Source organism: Micromonospora sp. WMMD812, from assembly GCF_027497215.1.
Classification (GTDB): domain Bacteria; phylum Actinomycetota; class Actinomycetes; order Mycobacteriales; family Micromonosporaceae; genus Micromonospora.
Genome location: NZ_CP114904.1, coordinates 3,507,125 through 3,524,234 on the forward strand (window position 1 = coordinate 3,507,125; position 17,110 = coordinate 3,524,234).

General features: G+C 70.6%; 12 protein-coding genes. 7 read left to right on the forward strand and 5 right to left on the reverse strand.

The genetic code is table 11. The annotated features are described in order from the left end of the window. Positions 1 to 74 precede the first annotated feature (74 nt). A complete protein-coding gene (locus O7603_RS16070; protein ID WP_281576521.1) occupies positions 75 to 719 on the reverse strand; it encodes a response regulator transcription factor in 645 nt (214 codons plus the stop codon). Further along, positions 671 to 1,975: a histidine kinase gene (locus O7603_RS16075; RefSeq protein ID WP_281576522.1), complete on the reverse strand. Its 1,305-nt coding sequence runs from the start codon at positions 1,973 to 1,975 to the stop codon at positions 671 to 673. Before O7603_RS16075 ends, O7603_RS16070 begins: the two co-directional genes overlap by 49 nt. 180 nt (positions 1,976 to 2,155) lie before the next feature. On the opposite strand from O7603_RS16075, the gene O7603_RS16080 reads away from it, so the two are divergent. The 7 genes from O7603_RS16080 (at position 2,156) to O7603_RS16110 (ending at position 10,174) form a co-directional block, all read left to right on the forward strand. Then, complete coding sequence (locus O7603_RS16080) at positions 2,156 to 4,219, forward strand: MMPL family transporter (protein WP_281576712.1); 2,064 nt, start codon at positions 2,156 to 2,158, stop codon at positions 4,217 to 4,219. 180 nt (positions 4,220 to 4,399) lie between these two features. Continuing rightward, entirely contained in the window at positions 4,400 to 4,657 is a 258-nt protein-coding gene (locus O7603_RS16085) for a hypothetical protein (protein WP_281576523.1), read from the forward strand. 236 nt (positions 4,658 to 4,893) lie between these two features. Beyond that, complete coding sequence (locus O7603_RS16090; RefSeq protein WP_281576524.1) at positions 4,894 to 6,528, forward strand: vWA domain-containing protein; 1,635 nt, start codon at positions 4,894 to 4,896, stop codon at positions 6,526 to 6,528. 9 nt (positions 6,529 to 6,537) lie between these two features. Beyond that, on the forward strand, positions 6,538 to 7,134 hold the full coding sequence (locus O7603_RS16095) for a hypothetical protein (protein ID WP_281576525.1): 597 nt from the start codon (positions 6,538 to 6,540) through the stop codon (positions 7,132 to 7,134). 10 nt (positions 7,135 to 7,144) lie between these two features. Next, on the forward strand, positions 7,145 to 8,281 hold the full coding sequence (locus O7603_RS16100; protein WP_281576526.1) for a hypothetical protein: 1,137 nt from the start codon (positions 7,145 to 7,147) through the stop codon (positions 8,279 to 8,281). 12 nt (positions 8,282 to 8,293) lie between these two features. After that, positions 8,294 to 9,610, forward strand: a complete 1,317-nt coding sequence (locus O7603_RS16105; protein WP_281576527.1) for a toxic anion resistance protein — start codon at positions 8,294 to 8,296, stop codon at positions 9,608 to 9,610. 198 nt (positions 9,611 to 9,808) lie between these two features. Beyond that, positions 9,809 to 10,174: a hypothetical protein gene (locus O7603_RS16110; RefSeq protein WP_281576528.1), complete on the forward strand. Its 366-nt coding sequence runs from the start codon at positions 9,809 to 9,811 to the stop codon at positions 10,172 to 10,174. Between the two features lie 528 nt (positions 10,175 to 10,702). Here O7603_RS16110 and O7603_RS16115 read toward each other — a convergent pair. The 3 genes from O7603_RS16115 to O7603_RS16125 form a co-directional block, all read right to left on the reverse strand. Then, on the reverse strand, positions 10,703 to 10,960 hold the full coding sequence (locus tag O7603_RS16115; RefSeq protein WP_281576529.1) for a TM2 domain-containing protein: 258 nt from the start codon (positions 10,958 to 10,960) through the stop codon (positions 10,703 to 10,705). Positions 10,961 to 11,662: 702 nt separating this feature from the next. Next, positions 11,663 to 12,778, reverse strand: coding sequence for a MerR family transcriptional regulator (locus O7603_RS16120; protein WP_281576530.1), 1,116 nt, complete (start codon positions 12,776 to 12,778; stop codon positions 11,663 to 11,665). Between the two features lie 108 nt (positions 12,779 to 12,886). Further along, positions 12,887 to 17,092, reverse strand: a complete 4,206-nt coding sequence (locus tag O7603_RS16125; RefSeq protein ID WP_281576531.1) for a LamG-like jellyroll fold domain-containing protein — start codon at positions 17,090 to 17,092, stop codon at positions 12,887 to 12,889. Positions 17,093 to 17,110 lie beyond the last annotated feature (18 nt).

A 17,110-nucleotide genomic window follows, 5' to 3' on the forward strand; every position in this document is an offset into this window, starting at 1 on the left:
CCGAGCCGGGCGCAAAAGACGCAGCGAGTGCCGGGCGTTGACCAGTCCGGCCGCGAACGATGTCGGTGGCTGCCTCAGCCGTTCAGGTACGCGAGCACCGCGAGTACCCGCCGGTTGTCGTCATCGGACGGTGGCATCCCAAGTTTGCTGAGGATGTTGTTGATGTGCTTGCTGACGGCCTTTTCGGTGACGAACAGCCGCCCGGCGATCGCCGCGTTCGACCGTCCTTCGGCCATCAGCCCCAGCACCTCCCGTTCCCGGGCGGTCAGCTCCCCCAGCCGCTGCGCGCCGGTGTTGCGGGCCAGCAGCTGGGAGACCACCTCCGGGTCCATCACCATGCCGCCGCCGGCGACCCGGCGGAGCGCGTCGATGAACTGGCCGACGTTGGACACCCGGTCCTTGAGCAGGTAGCCGACTCCCCCGCTGCGATCGGCGAGGAGTTCCCGGGCGTACAGCTGCTCGACGTGTTGGGACAGCACGAGGATCGGCAGCCCCGGCAGCTGGGCCCGGGCCGCGAGGGCGGCCTGCAGGCCTTCGTCGGTGAAGGTGGGTGGCAGGCGTACGTCGACGACGGCGATGTCGGGGCGGTGGCGGGTGAGGGCCGGCAGCACGGACGGCCCGTCGGCGACGGCCTCGACGACCTGGTGTCCGTAGGCGTCGAGGATGTGCGTCAGCCCGTCCCGGAGGAGGGCGAGGTCCTCCGCGATGACAACGCGCACGGCAGCTCCATGGTCACGACGGTGGGTCCGCCGGGCGGACTCGTCACGGTCATCGTGCCATCGAAGGCTGCCAGGCGGCGTCGCACACCCGCCAGGCCGGTCCCCGCGTCCGGTGTGGCGCCGCCGCGGCCGTCGTCGCCGACCACCATCGCCAGCAGGCCGTCGCGGTGCGCGACGGAGATCCAGGCGCGCGCGGCGCCGCTGTGTTTGGCGACGTTGGTGAGCGCCTCGGCCACGGCGAAGTAGGCCGCGGATTCGACCGCCGCAGGTGGGTTGCCGGGTAGCCGCACGTCGACGTCCACGGGCAGCGGCGCGGTCAGGGCGAGGGCTTCCACCGCGCCGGGGAGGCCGCGTTCGGCGAGCACCGGCGGGTAGATGCCGCGGACGAGGTGGCGCAGCTCGGCGAGGGCGTGGCCGCTGGTTTCCTGCGCCTCGCTGAGCAGTCGCGCCGCCCGTGCCGGGTCGTCGGCCATGAGCTTCTCGGCCAGGCCGATGCTCATCCGCAGCGCGACCAGTCGGGCCTGTGCCCCGTCGTGCAGGTCGCGTTCGATCCGGCGCAGCTCGGCGGCCTGGGTGTCGATGGTGTCGGCGCGGGTGGCGGCGAGGTGCCGGACCCGCAGCGCCAGCTCCTGCGCGCGGGTGGGGGCGAGGAAGAAGCCGGCGAATCGGAAGTGCAGCCACACCAGCCAGTGCGCGGCGGCCAGGCCGCCGGCGAGGAACAGCCAGCCCTGCGGGGCGGCCAGCCACGCCTCCGCGAAGGTGTCCATCGGCCAGAAGACGCCGTAGCCGTACCAGCCGATGGTCAGGTGGAGCACCAGCGGCACGAACAGGACGCCCTCCAGCCCGTACGCCGGCAGGACGAACGCGAGCAGGCAGACGCCGCCGGTGACCGTGCCCGGGATCAGCCAGGCGAAGTCCCGCCAGGTCGCCGGGTCGGCGACCACCCAGCGGAACCGCTGCCAGGTGCCGAGCCGGGCGCCGGCGGGCACCGGCGCGTACGGCGAGGCGATGGGCACCCCGGCGGCCCGGCTGAGCCGGCGTTGCAGCGTCAGCGACTGCCGTACGAGCACGGTGACCGCCGGGAAGAGCGCGAACCCGATGCCGAGCGCGGGAATGAGCGCGAGGGAGACCACCGACAGCGCGAACAGCGCCACGTTGGTGGTCAGGGTCAGCAGGGCCACGGCCAGGCCCTGCACGGCGGCGAGCGCGCCGGGCCGGATCTGCCGCCAGACGATCGAGCGTACGGAGCTGTCCACGGCGTCATTCTCCGCCCGGCGTCCACGGGAATCGGTGGTGCTACCACCACCCGCTTTCGGGACCTGCCACCCCTGTCTTCGAGCCGCGCGGGCCGAAGGATCGATGGCATGACCAGGAAAAACGAAACCACGCGACACCGGCTGGCGGGTCTGCCGTCGGGCCGCCGCAGCAAGTATGTGATGCTCGTCTTCTGGCTTGTCCTCGTCGCGGCGGCCGGGCCGCTGGCGATCAAGCTGACCGAGGTGCAGGACAACGACAGCCTCGGCGCGCTGCCGGCCAGCGCCGAGGCGAGCCGGGCGGTGCAGCGGGCGGAGGAGGCGTTCCCGGACTCGCAGGAGCCCCTCGCCGTCGCCGTCTACGTCCGCGAGGCCGGGCTCACCGACGCCGACCGCGCCCGGGTGGACGCCGACCGTGCGGCCTTCGCGCCGTACGCCGACGGCGGTCAGGTGTCCCCGCCGGTGCCCAGCGACGACGGGCGGGCGCTGCTGCTCTCCTTCCCCGTCGCCGGGGACGCCGACCAGCGCGCCGACGCCGTGGCCGCCGTCAAGGATCGCCTGACCGCCGACGTGCCCGACGGTTTGCGGACCGCGCTCACCGGCCCGGCCGGCGGGGAGGACGACGTCTTCGACGCGTTCGCCGGCATGGACACCGCGCTGCTGCTGGCGACCGCGGGCACCGTCGCGTTGCTGCTGCTCATCACGTACCGCAGCCCGGTGTTGTGGTTGATCCCACTGATCACGGTAGCGCTGGCCAACCAGCTCGCCAGCGCGGTGGTGTACCTGCTGGCCCGGTACGCCGACCTGGCCGTGGACTTCCAGAGCCAGAGCATCCTGACCGTGCTCGTCTTCGGGGTCGGCGTGGACTACGCCCTGCTGCTCATCGCCCGCTACCGGGAGGAGCTGCGCCGGCACGCCGACCGGCACGCGGCGATGGCCGTGGCGCTGCGCCGGTCGATCGGCGCGATCGCCGCGTCGGCGGCGACCGTCGCGCTCGGCCTGCTGTGCCTTCTCGCCGCGCAGTTGCCCTCGACTCGGGGGCTCGGGCCGGTCGGCGCGGTCGGGATCGTGGCGGCGCTGCTGGCCATGACCACGCTGCTGCCGGCCGTGCTGGTCATCTTCGGGCGGTGGCTGTTCTGGCCGTTCGTGCCCCGGTACGCGCCCGACGCGGTCGGGCTGGACGTGGCGGCCGAGCATGGGCTGTGGCGCCGCATCGCCGGGTTCGTGGGCCGGCTCCCCCGCGCGGTGTGGCTGGGTACGGCGGTGGCGCTGGTCGCGCTGAGCTTCGGCATGGTCAACCTCAGCATCGGCATGCCGCACGACGAGTCGTTCACCAAGGAGGTCGGCTCGGTCACCGGCCAGCGGATGATCGAGGCGCACTACCCGCGGGGGTCGGTCGCGCCCGCCGAGATCGTCGCCGCCGCCGGCCCGGCCGAGCAGGTGGCGGCCGCCGCCCGTACCGTGCCGGGGGTCGCCGAGGTGGGCGCGCCGGAACGGTCGCCGGACGGCCGGTGGGTACGCATCGCCGCGGTGCTGGCCGACACGCCGGACAGCGACGCGGCGATGGACACGGTCGAGCGGCTCCGCGCGGCGGTGCACGCCGTGCCGGGCGCGCAGGCGCTGGTCGGCGGGGACACCGCGTACCTGATCGACGAGGAGCGGACGGTCGACCGGGACAACCGGGTGGTGGTGCCGCTGGTGCTGGCGGTCGTCCTCGTCATCCTGGTGCTGCTGCTGCGGGCGCTGGTCGCGCCGCTGCTGTTGCTGGCGAGTGTGGTCCTGTCCTACGTCGCCGCGCTGGGCGCGGCCGGGCTGATCCTCGACGCGATGGGCTACCCGAACCTGTTCGTCGGGATCCCGCTGCAGACGTTCCTGTTCCTCGTGGCGCTCGGCGTGGACTACACCATCTTCCTCAGCACCCGGGCTCGGGAGGAGGCGGCGCGGCTCGGGCACCGCAACGGGGTGCTGCACGCGTTGACCGTCACCGGTGGGGTGATCACCAGTGCGGGCGTGGTGCTGGCCGCCACGTTCGGTGCGCTGAGCGTGCTGCCGCTGGTGCCGTCCGTGCAGACGGCGGTCATCATCGGGGTCGGCGTGCTGCTCGACACGTTCCTCGTCCGCACCCTGCTCGTGCCGGCGCTGGCGCTGCATCTCGGCTCCCGCACCTGGTGGCCGAGCCGCCTGGCCCGGACCGCACGCCGGTCGGTCGCGGCCCCGCCGGTGGAGCGGGCGCCGGCGGTGTCGTAGGAACGCGAAGAGCGACGATTGTCGGCGCCGGCCGTGCCGCACGGCCGGCGCCCGCCGCCGACCGGTCGACGGCCGACGCCCTTGACCAGCGCAAACGTCGGGGATGGACATTGACACGGCGACTGCCGGGGCGTCACAGTGGGTAGTGAGCGGATCCACCCGAGCCACCGGGAGGAAGCTGTGGGCCCCTATCTGAAAGCGGTCTGGTCGGCGGTGGCCAGCGGCATCATCGCCTTCCTGTCGTCGCTGTTGACCGCGCTGCAGGGCGAGAACACCGGTTGGGAGACGATCACGGCCGGGCAGTGGGTCACCGCCGTGCTGGCGTTCGTGGTCGCGGCCAGCGGCACCGGCGCGGTCACTTACCGGGTGCCGAACCGGTCGCGCGCCCGGTCCGTCACCACCCCGACGCCCCTGGCCGACCCGCCCCGCACCGCCTGACCAGGACGGTCGGTGCCGCGACCGCAGGTGCCGGCCTGAGCCGGCGCTGCGGGTCCGCGCGGCGCGGGCGCGGCTCCGGCCGGGGCCCTTTGGGGCGACTCCGCGATTAGCCGTCCTATCGAGATCCGCCGTTCATCTCGCGTTCTTTCCGCCGGCCGGTGCTGTGGCTTGGTCCTGCTACCAAGAGATCGGCCACCGGATGCGGTGGCCGGGGCCGGGCAGATCGGGGAGCGCGGGTGCGGGGCAGAGGACTGGTCGCGGTCGGGGCGGCGGCGCTGATACTGGTCGCGGGATGCACCACCGGTGGGAAGTCGGATGGGCCGCCGGAGCGCCGCGACGGTGCCACGACATTGCGCATCGTCGCCGGCTCGGAGCAGGAGAAGGTGCTGGCCACCATCGTCCGGCCCTGGTGCGAGTCGAAGGGCTACCGGTGCGAGACCACCCTCAAGGGCTCCGTCGACCAGGCGCGGTTGCTCTCCGCCGGCGACAAGGCCTTCGACGCGTACTGGTTCGCCAGCAGCGTCTTCCTTCAGGTGGGTGACAAGTCCAACGCGCTGCAGGACGTCAAGCCGATGTTCCTCACCCCCGTCGTGTACGCCGGTTGGCGCGGCGAGATGCAGCGGCTGGGCCTGGCCGGGCGCACCGACGTGTCGATCAGCGACATCCTCACGGCGGTGGAGTCGGGCAAGACCCGGGTCTGGGCGACGAATCCCACCCAGTCCAACTCCGGGGCGACCGTCCTGTTCGGGTTCCTGAACCACTTCGCCGGCAACGGGCCCGGCAAGACCCTGACCCGGGAGCAGTTGGACCTGCCCGCCGTCGACACCGGAATCAGCCGGTTCATCAAGGCCATGGACCAGACCCCGCCGTCGACCGGCACCCTCATGAACGAGTGCGTGGCCCGCCCCGACGACTGCAAGACCCTCTTCACGTACGAGGACCTGGTCATCGAGAAGAACCAGGAGCTGGTCAAGGCCGGTCGGGAGCCGCTGGTGGTGGCGTACCCGCGGGGGTCGCTGGCCATCAGCGACGCCCCGCTGGGCTTCCTGCCGCACCACGACGACTCCGACGCCGGGAAGCGGCGGATCCTCACCGAACTGCAGGACTACCTGCTCACCTCGCCGGAGGCGCAGGCGAAACTGCTGGGGTTGGGGCGGCGGCCGGCCAGCAGCATCGGGCTGACCCTCGACAAGCCCGACCTCGCGGTGTTCAACCCCGACTGGGGCATCCAGGCGACCGTCAACGAGCAGGGCATCCAGTTCCCGGCGGCGCCGGTGATCGAGGCGGCGCTGAACCGTTACCAGACCCACTACCGCCGCCCCGTCGCGGCCCACTACTGCCTCGACGGCAGCGGCTCGATGGGCGACAACGACGGCTGGACGGGGGTCGAGGCGGCCGCCCGCCAGATCTTCGACGCCGACCAGGCGGCGGCGAATTTCCTGCAGACCCACCCGGAGGACACCACCACCGTGACGGTCTTCAGCCGCGGGATCACCGCGGGACCGTGGACGGTCAACGGCAACGACGCCACCGCCCTGCACGGCCTCACCGAGAAGATCAACGAGTACGCGCCGGGCGGCGGCACGAACATGTACGAGTGCCTGAACCGGGCCGCCGACGAGCTGAGCAGATCGCCGTCCGGCGACCGGAAGCGGCTGCTGGTGCTGATGACCGACGGCCTGTCCGAGCGGAACGGACGCGAGGCGGCGCTGGCGGCGCTGAAGTCGGCGAAGGTGCCGGTGGTGGCGATCGCGTTCGGGTCGGACGCCGACCCGTCCCAGCTGAAGGAGGTCGCGAACGCGACCGGCGGCGCCTTCTTCGAGCAGGACGACCTGGTGGCGGCGCTGCGCCAGGCCGCCGGATACAAGTAGGAGCCGGCGGTGCGACACAAGCTGGCCGCTCCGGCCGGGCTGATCACGGCCGTCGTGGTCTTCGTCGGGATCTTCGCGTTCACCGGTAGCCTGGTGTGGTCGCCGCTGCTCGCCGTCGCCGCCGCGCTCGGGGTCTACCTCATGGTCGACGACCGCACCGCGGCGCGGGTGGACGACGACACCTACGCCGAGGACGCCCAGCGCCGGGTGGAGGCGGCCCTGCGCACCGTCCGGGACGTGCGACGACTCAGCCGCGAGGTGAACGCCCCGGCGGCCCGCGCGGCGCTGGAGGACGCCTGCCGCTACGTGCCGGAGCTGCTGGAGCGGGTGCGGGCCACCGCACCGGACAGCCTCTACTCGACGGCGAGCCAGATCGGCGGGCACCTGGAGAGCCTGGACGGGGCCGTCCGGCAGTACCTCGACGTGCAGCGCGACCCGGTGCTCTACCGGGACGCGGGCACCCTGCGGGCGAGCGGCGAACAGGCGTTCCAGCGCTTCGCCGAGTTCGCCCTGGACAGCGTGCGGCTGGTCAACCAGGGAGACATCGTGCGCTACCGCGCGAACCTGGAGACCGTCGCACCGCCGAAGCTACCCGAGCTGGGATAGAGGAGTTCGCGTGAGACTGCCAAGTGCCCGGTTCCTCATCGGCCTGGTCACCGTGGTCGCGGTCTGCGTCGCGACCGCGGTCCTGGTGCAACGGTTCAGGCCGGTCGCCACCGCCGCGCCCATGACCGTCACCTGCATCGGCGGCTCGGAGAAGTCCGAGCTGATGGCCGACCCCGAGGTCGAGCGGATCCTGCGCGACCGGCACCAGCTCGACGTCAACTTCGAGCCGCTCGGGTCGTACGACCAGGTCCAGCTCTCCGCCGACGACCTGAGGGCCCGGCAGATCGACTGCCTGTGGCCGTCGAGCGCCAGCGCGCAGAGCGTCTTCGAGTCCCTGCACCAGGGGGCGTTTCCCGACTACCGGTGGGAGAACGTCCTGCAGTCCCCCGAGGTGGTCTACGCCGGTCCGCGCGGCACGGATGCCCTGGTCAAGGCCGGGCTCGTGCAGCAGCGCGACGGCCGCTACTACATGGTCGACGTGAAGTCGCTGCTGCTGGACTACGTCATCAAGCGCAAGACCTGGGAGTCGATCGGCGCCGCGGACCTGCGCGGCCCGATCGCGGTGTCCAGCACCGACCCGGCGAAGTCCAACAGCGGGTTCGTCCTCGCCCAGCTCGAACTGAGCATCCTGGCCACCTCCGACGTCTTCTCCGCGCCCAACCTTCAGCAGGCGCGCACGGCGTTGCCGACGATGCGGGCGCTCTACGACGCGCAGGGCCTGCAGGCGCGCGGCTCCGACGCCGGGTTCCGGGAGTGGCTCACCCAGGGCGGCGAGTTCAAGGCGCCGCTCTACGCCGGCTACGAGAACCAACTCATCCAGCAGGTCGTCGCGGCGGGCGACGCCAGCGCGTCCCTGCTCAAGAACGTGCGGATCCTCTACCCCGACCCGACCATCTACAGCGACCACCCGATCCTGGCGCTCGACGCGGACGCCGGCCGGTTCATCGACGCGATGAAGGACCCGGAGATCCAGACGATCGCCTGGCGGAAGTACGGATTCCGTTCCGCCGTCCAGGTCGGAATCAACGACCTGACGACCTTCAAGGACCTGCCGCTCGCCGAGCAGATCCGGACCACGCCGGCGCCGGCCGCCGACGTCACGCTCGCCCTCCTGAACTGCCTGAAAGACGCCAAGACCTGCGCCTGAACGGAGATAGCCATGACCGATGCCACGGCTCTGCAGATCGACTTCGGCAGCATCGTCGGCGGGTCGGCCAACCCGCCGGCCGGCGCCGCGGACACCGCCGTCTCCACCGCCCTCGCCGCCACCGGGCCACGGCAACTGGTCTGCAAGGACCTGCTCACGCCGGCGCAACGCGAACAGGCGCAGGCCGCCGCGGCCCAGCTCTACCCGACCATGCTCGCCAACACCGAGCAGCTCGCCACGTTCGGCAACACCGCGATCGACCAGGTCAACGCCCAGGTCAACCGGATCTTCCGGGAGGTCGGGCAGGTCAACATCCCCGAGCTCACGACGATCATGCGTGACCTCAACGACCGGATGCGCACCTTCCGCCGCAAGTACGACCCCAGCGACCCGAAGGTCCGGGAGGCGTTCAACCGGTTCATGGACGCGGTGGCCGGCATCTTCCGCAAGGGCCGCGACATGCTGCAGATGCTCTTCGAGGAGGCGCGGTCGGTCGAGCGGCAACTCGACCGGGTCGCCGGCCAGCTGGCCGACAAGCAGCAGCAGCTCAAGCGCAACGTGGTGCTCTGCGACGAGCTGTACAAGGCCAACGAGGCGTCGATCGCGCAGCTCATCGGGGCGATCGCGGTGATGGAGCTGGTCCGCGACGCCGCGGTCGCCGACGCCGCCACCATCACCATCAACCCCGGCGACGTGGATCAACGCGACAAGCAGGAGCGGCTGTCCCGGGTCACCGAGTTCATCCAGGCCATCGAGGTACGCATCAACGAGTTCCAGCAGCGCCTCTTCGTGGCCTGGTCGACCTCGCCGCAGGTACGCAACATTCGCACCCTCAACTACGGCCTGGGTCAGCGGCTCGCCCTGCTGATGAACCTCACCATTCCCACCATGAAGCTGACCATCGCGCAGTGGGCGCTGCTGTTGCAGAGCAGCCAGGCGGCCGACATGCAGCAGGCGGTGGCAGACGGCGCCAACGACGTGCTGTCGGCGTACGCGCGGGCGTCGCAGACCGCGGTGCCGGAGATCGCGCGGGTGATCCAGACGCCGACCATCCGGCCGGAGACGATCCTGGAGGTGGCCGAGTCGATCGACGCCCAGGCGCGGGGGATCGAGGACGCGGTCCGGTACGGCCAGCAGAAGCGCGCCGAGGTGGTCACCGCGATCGTCACCGCCAACGAGTCGATGTCGGCGTCGGCTCAGCAGCTGAGCCGTACGGTGGTGGAGCTGGTCACCCGGGCCAAGGAGCCGGTCGCGCTGCCGGCTGGGCCGGCGCTGCCCGACTCGATCCTGGCGAACGCGCCGGGGGTCGTTCCCAGCCAGCAGCGGTGAGGCGGTTGACGTCAGTGACCGCCCGATCCTCACTGGGCCGAGGAGGACAGCGTCGCGAGACTGTTTCCAGTTGCAGCCGCCAGGCAGGGTTCGATGAAGCTTCCCCAAGCCGGTCGACACTGATCTCTCTGGCAGCGCGCAGTCTGTGCGCCGCCGCCGGGTCTGCGGTGGGCCTGTGTAGGCAGTAGCCTCCTCCTCATGCCGGAGGTCGAAGTCGCCGAACTGACGCACATCGGCAGGCTCGATCGGCGTCGTGATCTCGCCGGGTGGTTGTTCACCCCGCTCGTCACGCTCCTGGCAGCCCCAGTGATAGCTGGCTGTGTGGGGATGGTCGTAGTGCTCGGTGCCGATAAGCCACCGGCGCTCTGCGCGTCATCCTCGACTGACAACAGGTGCGAGGAGACCACCCTCGCCATGTGGGGCGAGCACGCGGCGCTCTTCGCCGCGGCGTGGCTGTTGCTTTGGCTGGTGCCGTGGTGGCGCGGGCTACGCGTGCCGCGTGTTCTGTTGGCCATCATCGCTACCGCCGTGGTCGTAGCCGTGCCCATACGAATGTCCGGCTAATCAATTGACAGTGTGGGACGTTCATCGCCGTCACCATACAAACCTTCGGCGGGACGCCGCGGCTACCCACCTCGCCACCCAGTACGAGGTTCAGCCTGTCGATCTTGCCGGCACGGTTTTGGCCGTTGCCGTCATACACGGCATTAGTAAGCACCGAGATCGCTACGCGCTTGAGGGCAAGTTGCAGATGAATGATCCCCGTGTCGGGCAGCCGACTTTGCCCCCCACAGATCACGGAACTCCGTTGGGTACTTCTGAGGCCGGTACACACAGCCCTGTCCCCAGATGCGCCGCAGGACTGGCGATGATGGGTGACAGCTGGACTCGGCGGGACTAAACAAGATCGGCCCCTAGCCGCATCTCTGCTGGCTAGAGGCCGTTCTCGCACCTGGTTGCGGGTGGGGGATTTCGAACCTCTGTAGCTTTCGCGACGGATTTAGAGGCCGCTCCTGTGCGGGCCGCCGGCGACGGCCGACGGACTGGCGAGGAGGTCAATCACGCCGCATGCCCGGGCGGGTACGGAAACGATCAACGGATCCCGATGGCGAGCTGCGTGTTGACCTGACGCACCTGGCTCGGCAGCGTGAACAGGTCGATTAGGACACCCACGCCGAAGATGCCGACGGTGAACAGGTACAGCAGGCCACGTCCGGTCTTGCCGAGGTAGAACTGGTGGCCGCCGAAGACACCGAGCAGGAACCAGAACAGGTAGGCGGTACCGGTCTGCTTCTGGCGAACCTGCACGAGGATCGGCTGCTGCTGCGGCGAGGCGGTCGGCTGAGACATGGAAGTACTCCTGATCTATGAGGGGGGTGTAGGCAGCGCCGACGCACGGGTGCCATTCGGTGCCGAGTGCTGCGCGCTTGGGGGAACTGTTTGTGCTGGCCAGATGGCCCAGAGTGCAGCAGGAGATTAGTTGGAAAGATCAACGCCGTGATATCGGCCGTAGGGGCTGCGAGACCTCGGATACCGGTGGGCCAAGATCAGCTAGCGGGCGGAACTTGTGGACAGCTGGTCCGTATGCGTTGACCGATCCGGCGATAGCACGGGCGCGCTTGAGATCCACATGATTTCCGTCGCCAGCCACGGCACCGCAGGGGCATGCGGGAGGGAGGCAGCAAACTCGCCGGCAAGCAAGGGACGCGACAGGACGGCAAACATCCGGACGACGCGCAGCCCGGAGCGACAGACGGCATCTGTTGCCAAACCGTCACAGCGTCCGAGACGAGCGCTCCAAGCTCCCCGACATGTCGTTCCGTCGCCGGCTGCGCCGCCTGCTCCTTGGCTAGTCGTCGATGATCCATCGCAGCGCCGACACGGCGGTGGAGTACCGGAGGTACCGAGGATCTTGGTTGGCCTTGGGCTCGCACTGCTCAGGCATCCGTCGGAGCTCCTCAATTATTCGCTGCGACCGGTCCCCATGATTCATGGCCGACAGCGTGCCACCGGTAGCGATCTGGGCGGCAGTAAGGATCCGGGACGTGTGGTTCAGGCTACGAGCAGGCGGAGCCCGAGCTCTGCCGTTTCGAGGGCGATGAGGTCACGGTTGCGCTCGGCCCATCGGCCTGAGGAGAGGTCTTCGCGGAGTGTGCTGACTGCCCGTTGCTCGGCCTGCGGTCCGACTCTGGTCCATACCGAGACCGCGCGGCGTACATGGTCGTCCAGGTATGCCTCAGGCCGGCGCCAGTGCGCCTCGAAGAAGCCGTCAGCGCAGTCCCACGGGACGAGCACCGGTTCCGCGCGTCCTCCGATCGCGCGGGTCAGGTCGGCCAGGGACGGCCAGCCGATGAGAAGGTCCGCGAATTCGGGCAGGTAGTCGCGGGTGAGCCAGAACCGCTGACGCCAGCCGGTGTCATCGGCGTCGTACGTGAACACGACCACGCGGCGGGCCACACGCCGCATCTCACGCAGCCCGGCGACCGGGTCCGGCCAGTGATGGACGGTGCTGACCGCCATCGCGGCGTCGAAGGACTGGTCCTCGAACGGCAGGCTCTCCGCGGCGGCGGCCACGCACGGCGCCGCGCCCGCGGGACGCTGCGCCCGCATGACGGCCGACGGTTCCACCGCCGTGACGTCGCGGTCGGGTGGTTCGTAGGAGCCGGTGCCGGCTCCGACGTTCAGTACCGTTCGTGCGTCCCCGAGCGCCTCCCAGATGCGCGCGGCGATGCGTGGCTCGGTGCGCCGCGTGGCTGGGTATGCGGATCCGATGGCGTCGTACAACTGCGCGCCGAACACTTTCAGTTGCTCCTCGGGCGTCGTCCTGATTCCCATTGCTCGTGCCTCCAGTTCCCGGTCGATGGCCGTCACCATGGCAGCGGCGCGGTCGCGTTGGTCCATCAGCAGGCCGCGCAGCCGGCACAGGTGCGCGACCGCGTCGGTGGCCGGGTCGTCGATCAGATCCGCGATCTCCCGCAGTCCGAAGCCGAGTCGCCGGTAGGCGAGCACCTCCCGGAGTCGCTCCACGTCGTCCGAGGAGTAGGCCCGGTGCCCAGCCGCGGTCCGCATGGACGGCTGCAGGAGGCCGATCTCGTCATAGTGATGCAGCGTGCGGACGCTGATGCCGGCCAGCTCGGCCACACGCCCCACGGTCAGGTGCTCCTCCACGTCACCGACTATGTGCCATGACGTCGCGTGAGGAGCAAGCGGTTCGCTGCCGCGACGAGGAGCGGGGCCAGTCCGATCGGACCGGCCCCGCTCACGCGTACCGCTTGATCAGTGCCGGCGGTCGACCACCTTCAGGGTGAAGTCGTCGTACGACGGCGCGTACTTCTTGTCGCCGCCGTAGACCGCCCGTACCCGGTGGGTGCCGGGCCGGGGCAGCCGGTCGACCGTGCAGCTGGCGACGCCCTTCTTCAGCGTGGCCTCGCACAGCACGTCCTCACCGATGAGGAACTGCACGGGACCGGTCGCCGAGCTGGGCTTGACCGTGGCGGTCAGCTTCGCGCTCTTGCGCCAGGTCGCCGTCACGTCGTCGGCGCGGACCGACGTCGGGATGAGCACCTCGGTGGGGGTCTTCGTCACGGTGACCACGCGGCTGGCGACCGCCTGGTTGCCGTTGGTGTCGGAGACCAGGTAGGTGAGCGCGTAGCTGGCCGGGGTGTTGGTGTCGACGGTGCCGACCACCTGGATCCGGTCGGTGACGTCGCCGGCGGTGTTGTCCACCGCGGTGACCCCGGCGAGCGGGTCGAAGGGCTCGCCCTGCTTGACGGTGGTCGAGACCGGGACGGTCAGCACCGGCGGGGTGACGTCCGTGCCGGCCGCGGTGGCCACGAAGACGCCGCCGAACTGGTCCGCCGAGCCGACCTGCTCACCGTCGCCGGTGCTGCTGGTGCTGGTCCAGGCGTACAGCTCGCCCTCGGTCAGGCCCTTCCACTCGACGCTGGCGGGCCAGCCCGACTTCGCGGTGCCCGTCCCGATCACCGTGTCGGTGGGGGTGACCACGACCAGGCTGTCCGTGCCGAAGCTGGTGGTCCGGCTGGACAGGTCGATCGGCAGCACCATGTTGTCCTCGGCGCCGTTGTAGCGCCGACGGTCGTCGTACTCCGTGGCCCCGAAGTTGTTGAGCATCGGCGAGTAGGTGTCGATGCTCATCTCGGACCGGTCGACGTCGATCTGCAGCAGCCGCAGGAAGCTGGCGCCGAACTGGAGCAGGTCGTCCTTCTTGTGGTCGACGGTGCCGTCGCCGTTGAGGTCGAGGTTGCCGTTGGCGTCGACCTTCTCCGGCCACAGCTCGCCCGCGGTCATCTTGTAGAACTGATAGTCCGCGAGCAGCTCGACCACGTCGTGCGCCACCGTCACGCCGACCCCGGTCTTGAGGTTGGTGCCGACGCCGTGCTCGTGGCCGGCGAGGACCAGGAACACGTTCGGGTTGGACGCGACGATGGTCGAGAAGGCCCGGGAGCCGTCGGTGGAGAAGTTGGCGCCCCGGCCGTCCGGCGCTCCGGACGGCGCGAGGTAGGCGTGGGTCAGCAGGATGCCGTTGCGGTCGTGGTACCGCTGGAACACCGAGCTGGCCCAGTCGGCCTCGGCCTGCGTCACGCCGTACGACAGGCCCACCGCGACGAAGTCCAGCCCGCCGGCGGAGAACAGGACATAGTTGTTCTGGTTGTCCTTGCCCCGGGTGACCGTGTTGCCCGCCGCGTCGGTGGTCTCGTCCCACGCGTGGTACGACGCCTTGGACACGGTCGGCCACTTCTGCGAGCCGTCGTAGTAGCGGTCCGGCCCGTAGTACTGGTTGAAGCGAGACGTCGGGCCGGTCTCGTTGCCGCCCTGGTTGTCGTGGTTGCCCGCGACGACCTGGTTGACCACGCCGGCGTCGTCGAGGGTCCGCTGCGCCTCCGAGGTGAACTGGAACTCGCGGGTCACCTGCTCGTCCAGGCCCGGGTAGAGCAGGTTGCCGCTGGAGTCCTTGGCGAGCGGGTCGGAGTAGTCGTTCTCGATGACGTCACCGGTGTGCGCGGTGTAGGCGATCTTCTTGCCGCCGGCGTTCTGGGCCAGCCACTGGGTGGTGTCCTTGTAGGACTTCTGCCAGAGCGCCCGCTCCTCCATCGTCATCTTGTCGGTCGGCTCGTCGACGCCGTCGAAGTCGTCGTACGTGCCGCCGGCCGCGCCCTCGGCGAGGTACTGGGTGTCGGTGAAGTGGGCGAGCGAGAAGTCGTACGTCGACGGGTCGTCGAAGTGGTCCCGGTTCGCCGGGTCGTTGGCGGACCCGTCGCGCGGCGCGAGGTCGTCGGCGAACGGGTCCTCGCCGAGCACCAGGACGTGGACCGCGCCGTTGTCGACCAACTCGGGCCGTACGGCGGCCTTCAGCGTGGTGTCACCCTCGGCCTGGCCGCGCGCGGTGGCCAGCTCGGTCCACGCCCGCGTGGTGGTGTTCCACGCGTGCAGGGAGACGGCCCGCTCGGGGTCGACCACGCCGCTCCACAGGATCTGGCGGCGCTCGGCCGACGCCGGGACCTGGACGTCGAACCGCTGGAACGGGATGTTGCCCGTGGACGGGCTGTTCGCCAGGTTGCCGTCGGGGCGCGGGCTCGCGCCGATCTGGCTCCCCTCGGTGTACGAGAAGTCCAGCGTGGACGGCATCACCGGGACGACGCCCTGGAAGCCGCCCATCGGCACGCTCGGGGTGGCCTGCTTGAAGGTGGTGGTCACCGGACCGCCGTCGGGGTTGTGGGCGATCGCCGACAGCGTGACCCGGCCGCTGCCCTGGCCGACGTCGGTGCCGCCGCCCGTCGGGATGGCGTCGGAGGTAAACCGGACCGTCTTGGCGACCGACTTGCCGAACACGTCGGTCGCCGAGATCTCCAGGGTGTGGTTGCCGGACTTCAGGCCGGCGCCGACCTCCTGGCCGACCTGGACGGGCTGGCCGTCGAGCAGGTACCGCCAGCCGGTGGCGTTGCCCTGGTTGGTCACGCTGACCTGCAGCTCGGTCGGGCGGCTGAGGTGGGCGCCCTCGGCCGGCACGGTCGCGGTGACCGCGACACCCGCGTCCCGGACGTCACCGAGCGCGGCGACGTTGAGGGCCTGCACCTCGTCCAGGGTGAGCACCCGGGAGAAGATGCGGGCGTTGCGCACCGTCGCCGGCGCCCAGAACTGGTTGACCGAGTCGGCGCCGACGTAGAAGTTGTTGCGCGCGGCGCCGCCCGGCAGCCCCAGCGGGGCGGGCGCGGCGACCGAGGCGGCCAGCACGCCGTCGACGTACAGGCGGGCGGTGGCGCCGTCCCACGTGCCGACGGCGTGGTACCAGCGCCCGGAGGAGATCGGCACCTGCGCGTTGCGGTACGCGCCGTTGGCGTACACGGCGAACGTCAGCTTGTCGCCGTACACGACGATCGAGTAACCGCCGCTCTCCTTCTCGGAGCAGACCGAGTGCTCACCGGAGTTGGGCAGGGTGCCGTTGTCCTTGAACGTGCACTCGATCGAGACCTGGTTGCGGATCTTCGCCCACTGCGTGTCGCCCATCGCGTACGCGTACGCGTCGTTGGCGCCGTCGAAGGACGCCACCGGCACCTTCACCGCGGAGTCCTGGGCGATCACCGGCTCGCCGACGGTGGTGACGGCGAGGTTCTGCGCGTCGTCCTTCGGGGTGCTGTCGTCGAAGTCCACGTCGAGGACGTCGGCGACCGGCACCGGCGGCTTGAGGCCGTACGCCGACGCCAGCTCGGCCGCCTGGGCGGCGTCCAGCGGCCGGCTCCAGACCTTGCTGGCGGCGAAGGAGGCCGGCGGGGCGACCTGTCCGATGCCGGAGGGAGCCGCGTCGGCGCCGATCACGAACCGGCGCGCGGTGGCGGCCGGCAGCGCGAGCGCGCCGCTGGCGGCGCTGGAGCCGGCCAGTTGGCCGTTGAGGTAGAGGCGCAGCGCCTGGCCGTCCCAGACCGAGACGGCGTGGTACCAGCGGTTGCCGGTGATCGGGGTCAGCACCGACTTGTAGCCGCCGCCGATGTGGGCCATCGTGCCCAGGTTGCCGCCGTTGACGTAGACCGAGAAGCCGCCGCCCTCCTTGTCGGAGCAGAGGTCCTTCTCGCCGCTCACCGGCATGGCGGTGTCGACCCGGAAGACGCATTCGATGGCGAAGCCGGTGGAGAAGCGGCTCCACTGGTCGGCGAAGTCGAAGGAGACGGCGTCGTCGACCCCGTCCACGGTGAGGAGGTCGTGGCCGAACGTCGCGTCGGTGGTGTAGGTGGGGGCGCCCCAGGTGGTGGCGGCGAGGCTCTGGGCCCGGTCGGTGGCGGCGCCGCCGGTGAACGCGACGTCGAGCACGTCGGCGGCCGGAACGGCCAGGGCCACCGGGTTGACGCCGCCCAGGGTCGGCGCGTCCTGGGCGGGCAACAGCAGCGTGCCGCCCGCCACCACGAGCCCGAGGGCGGTCGCGCCGAGGCGGCGCCACCCTCGGGCGATCGGATGGAGTCGTGTCGTCACGACATCTCCTTTGGTTGG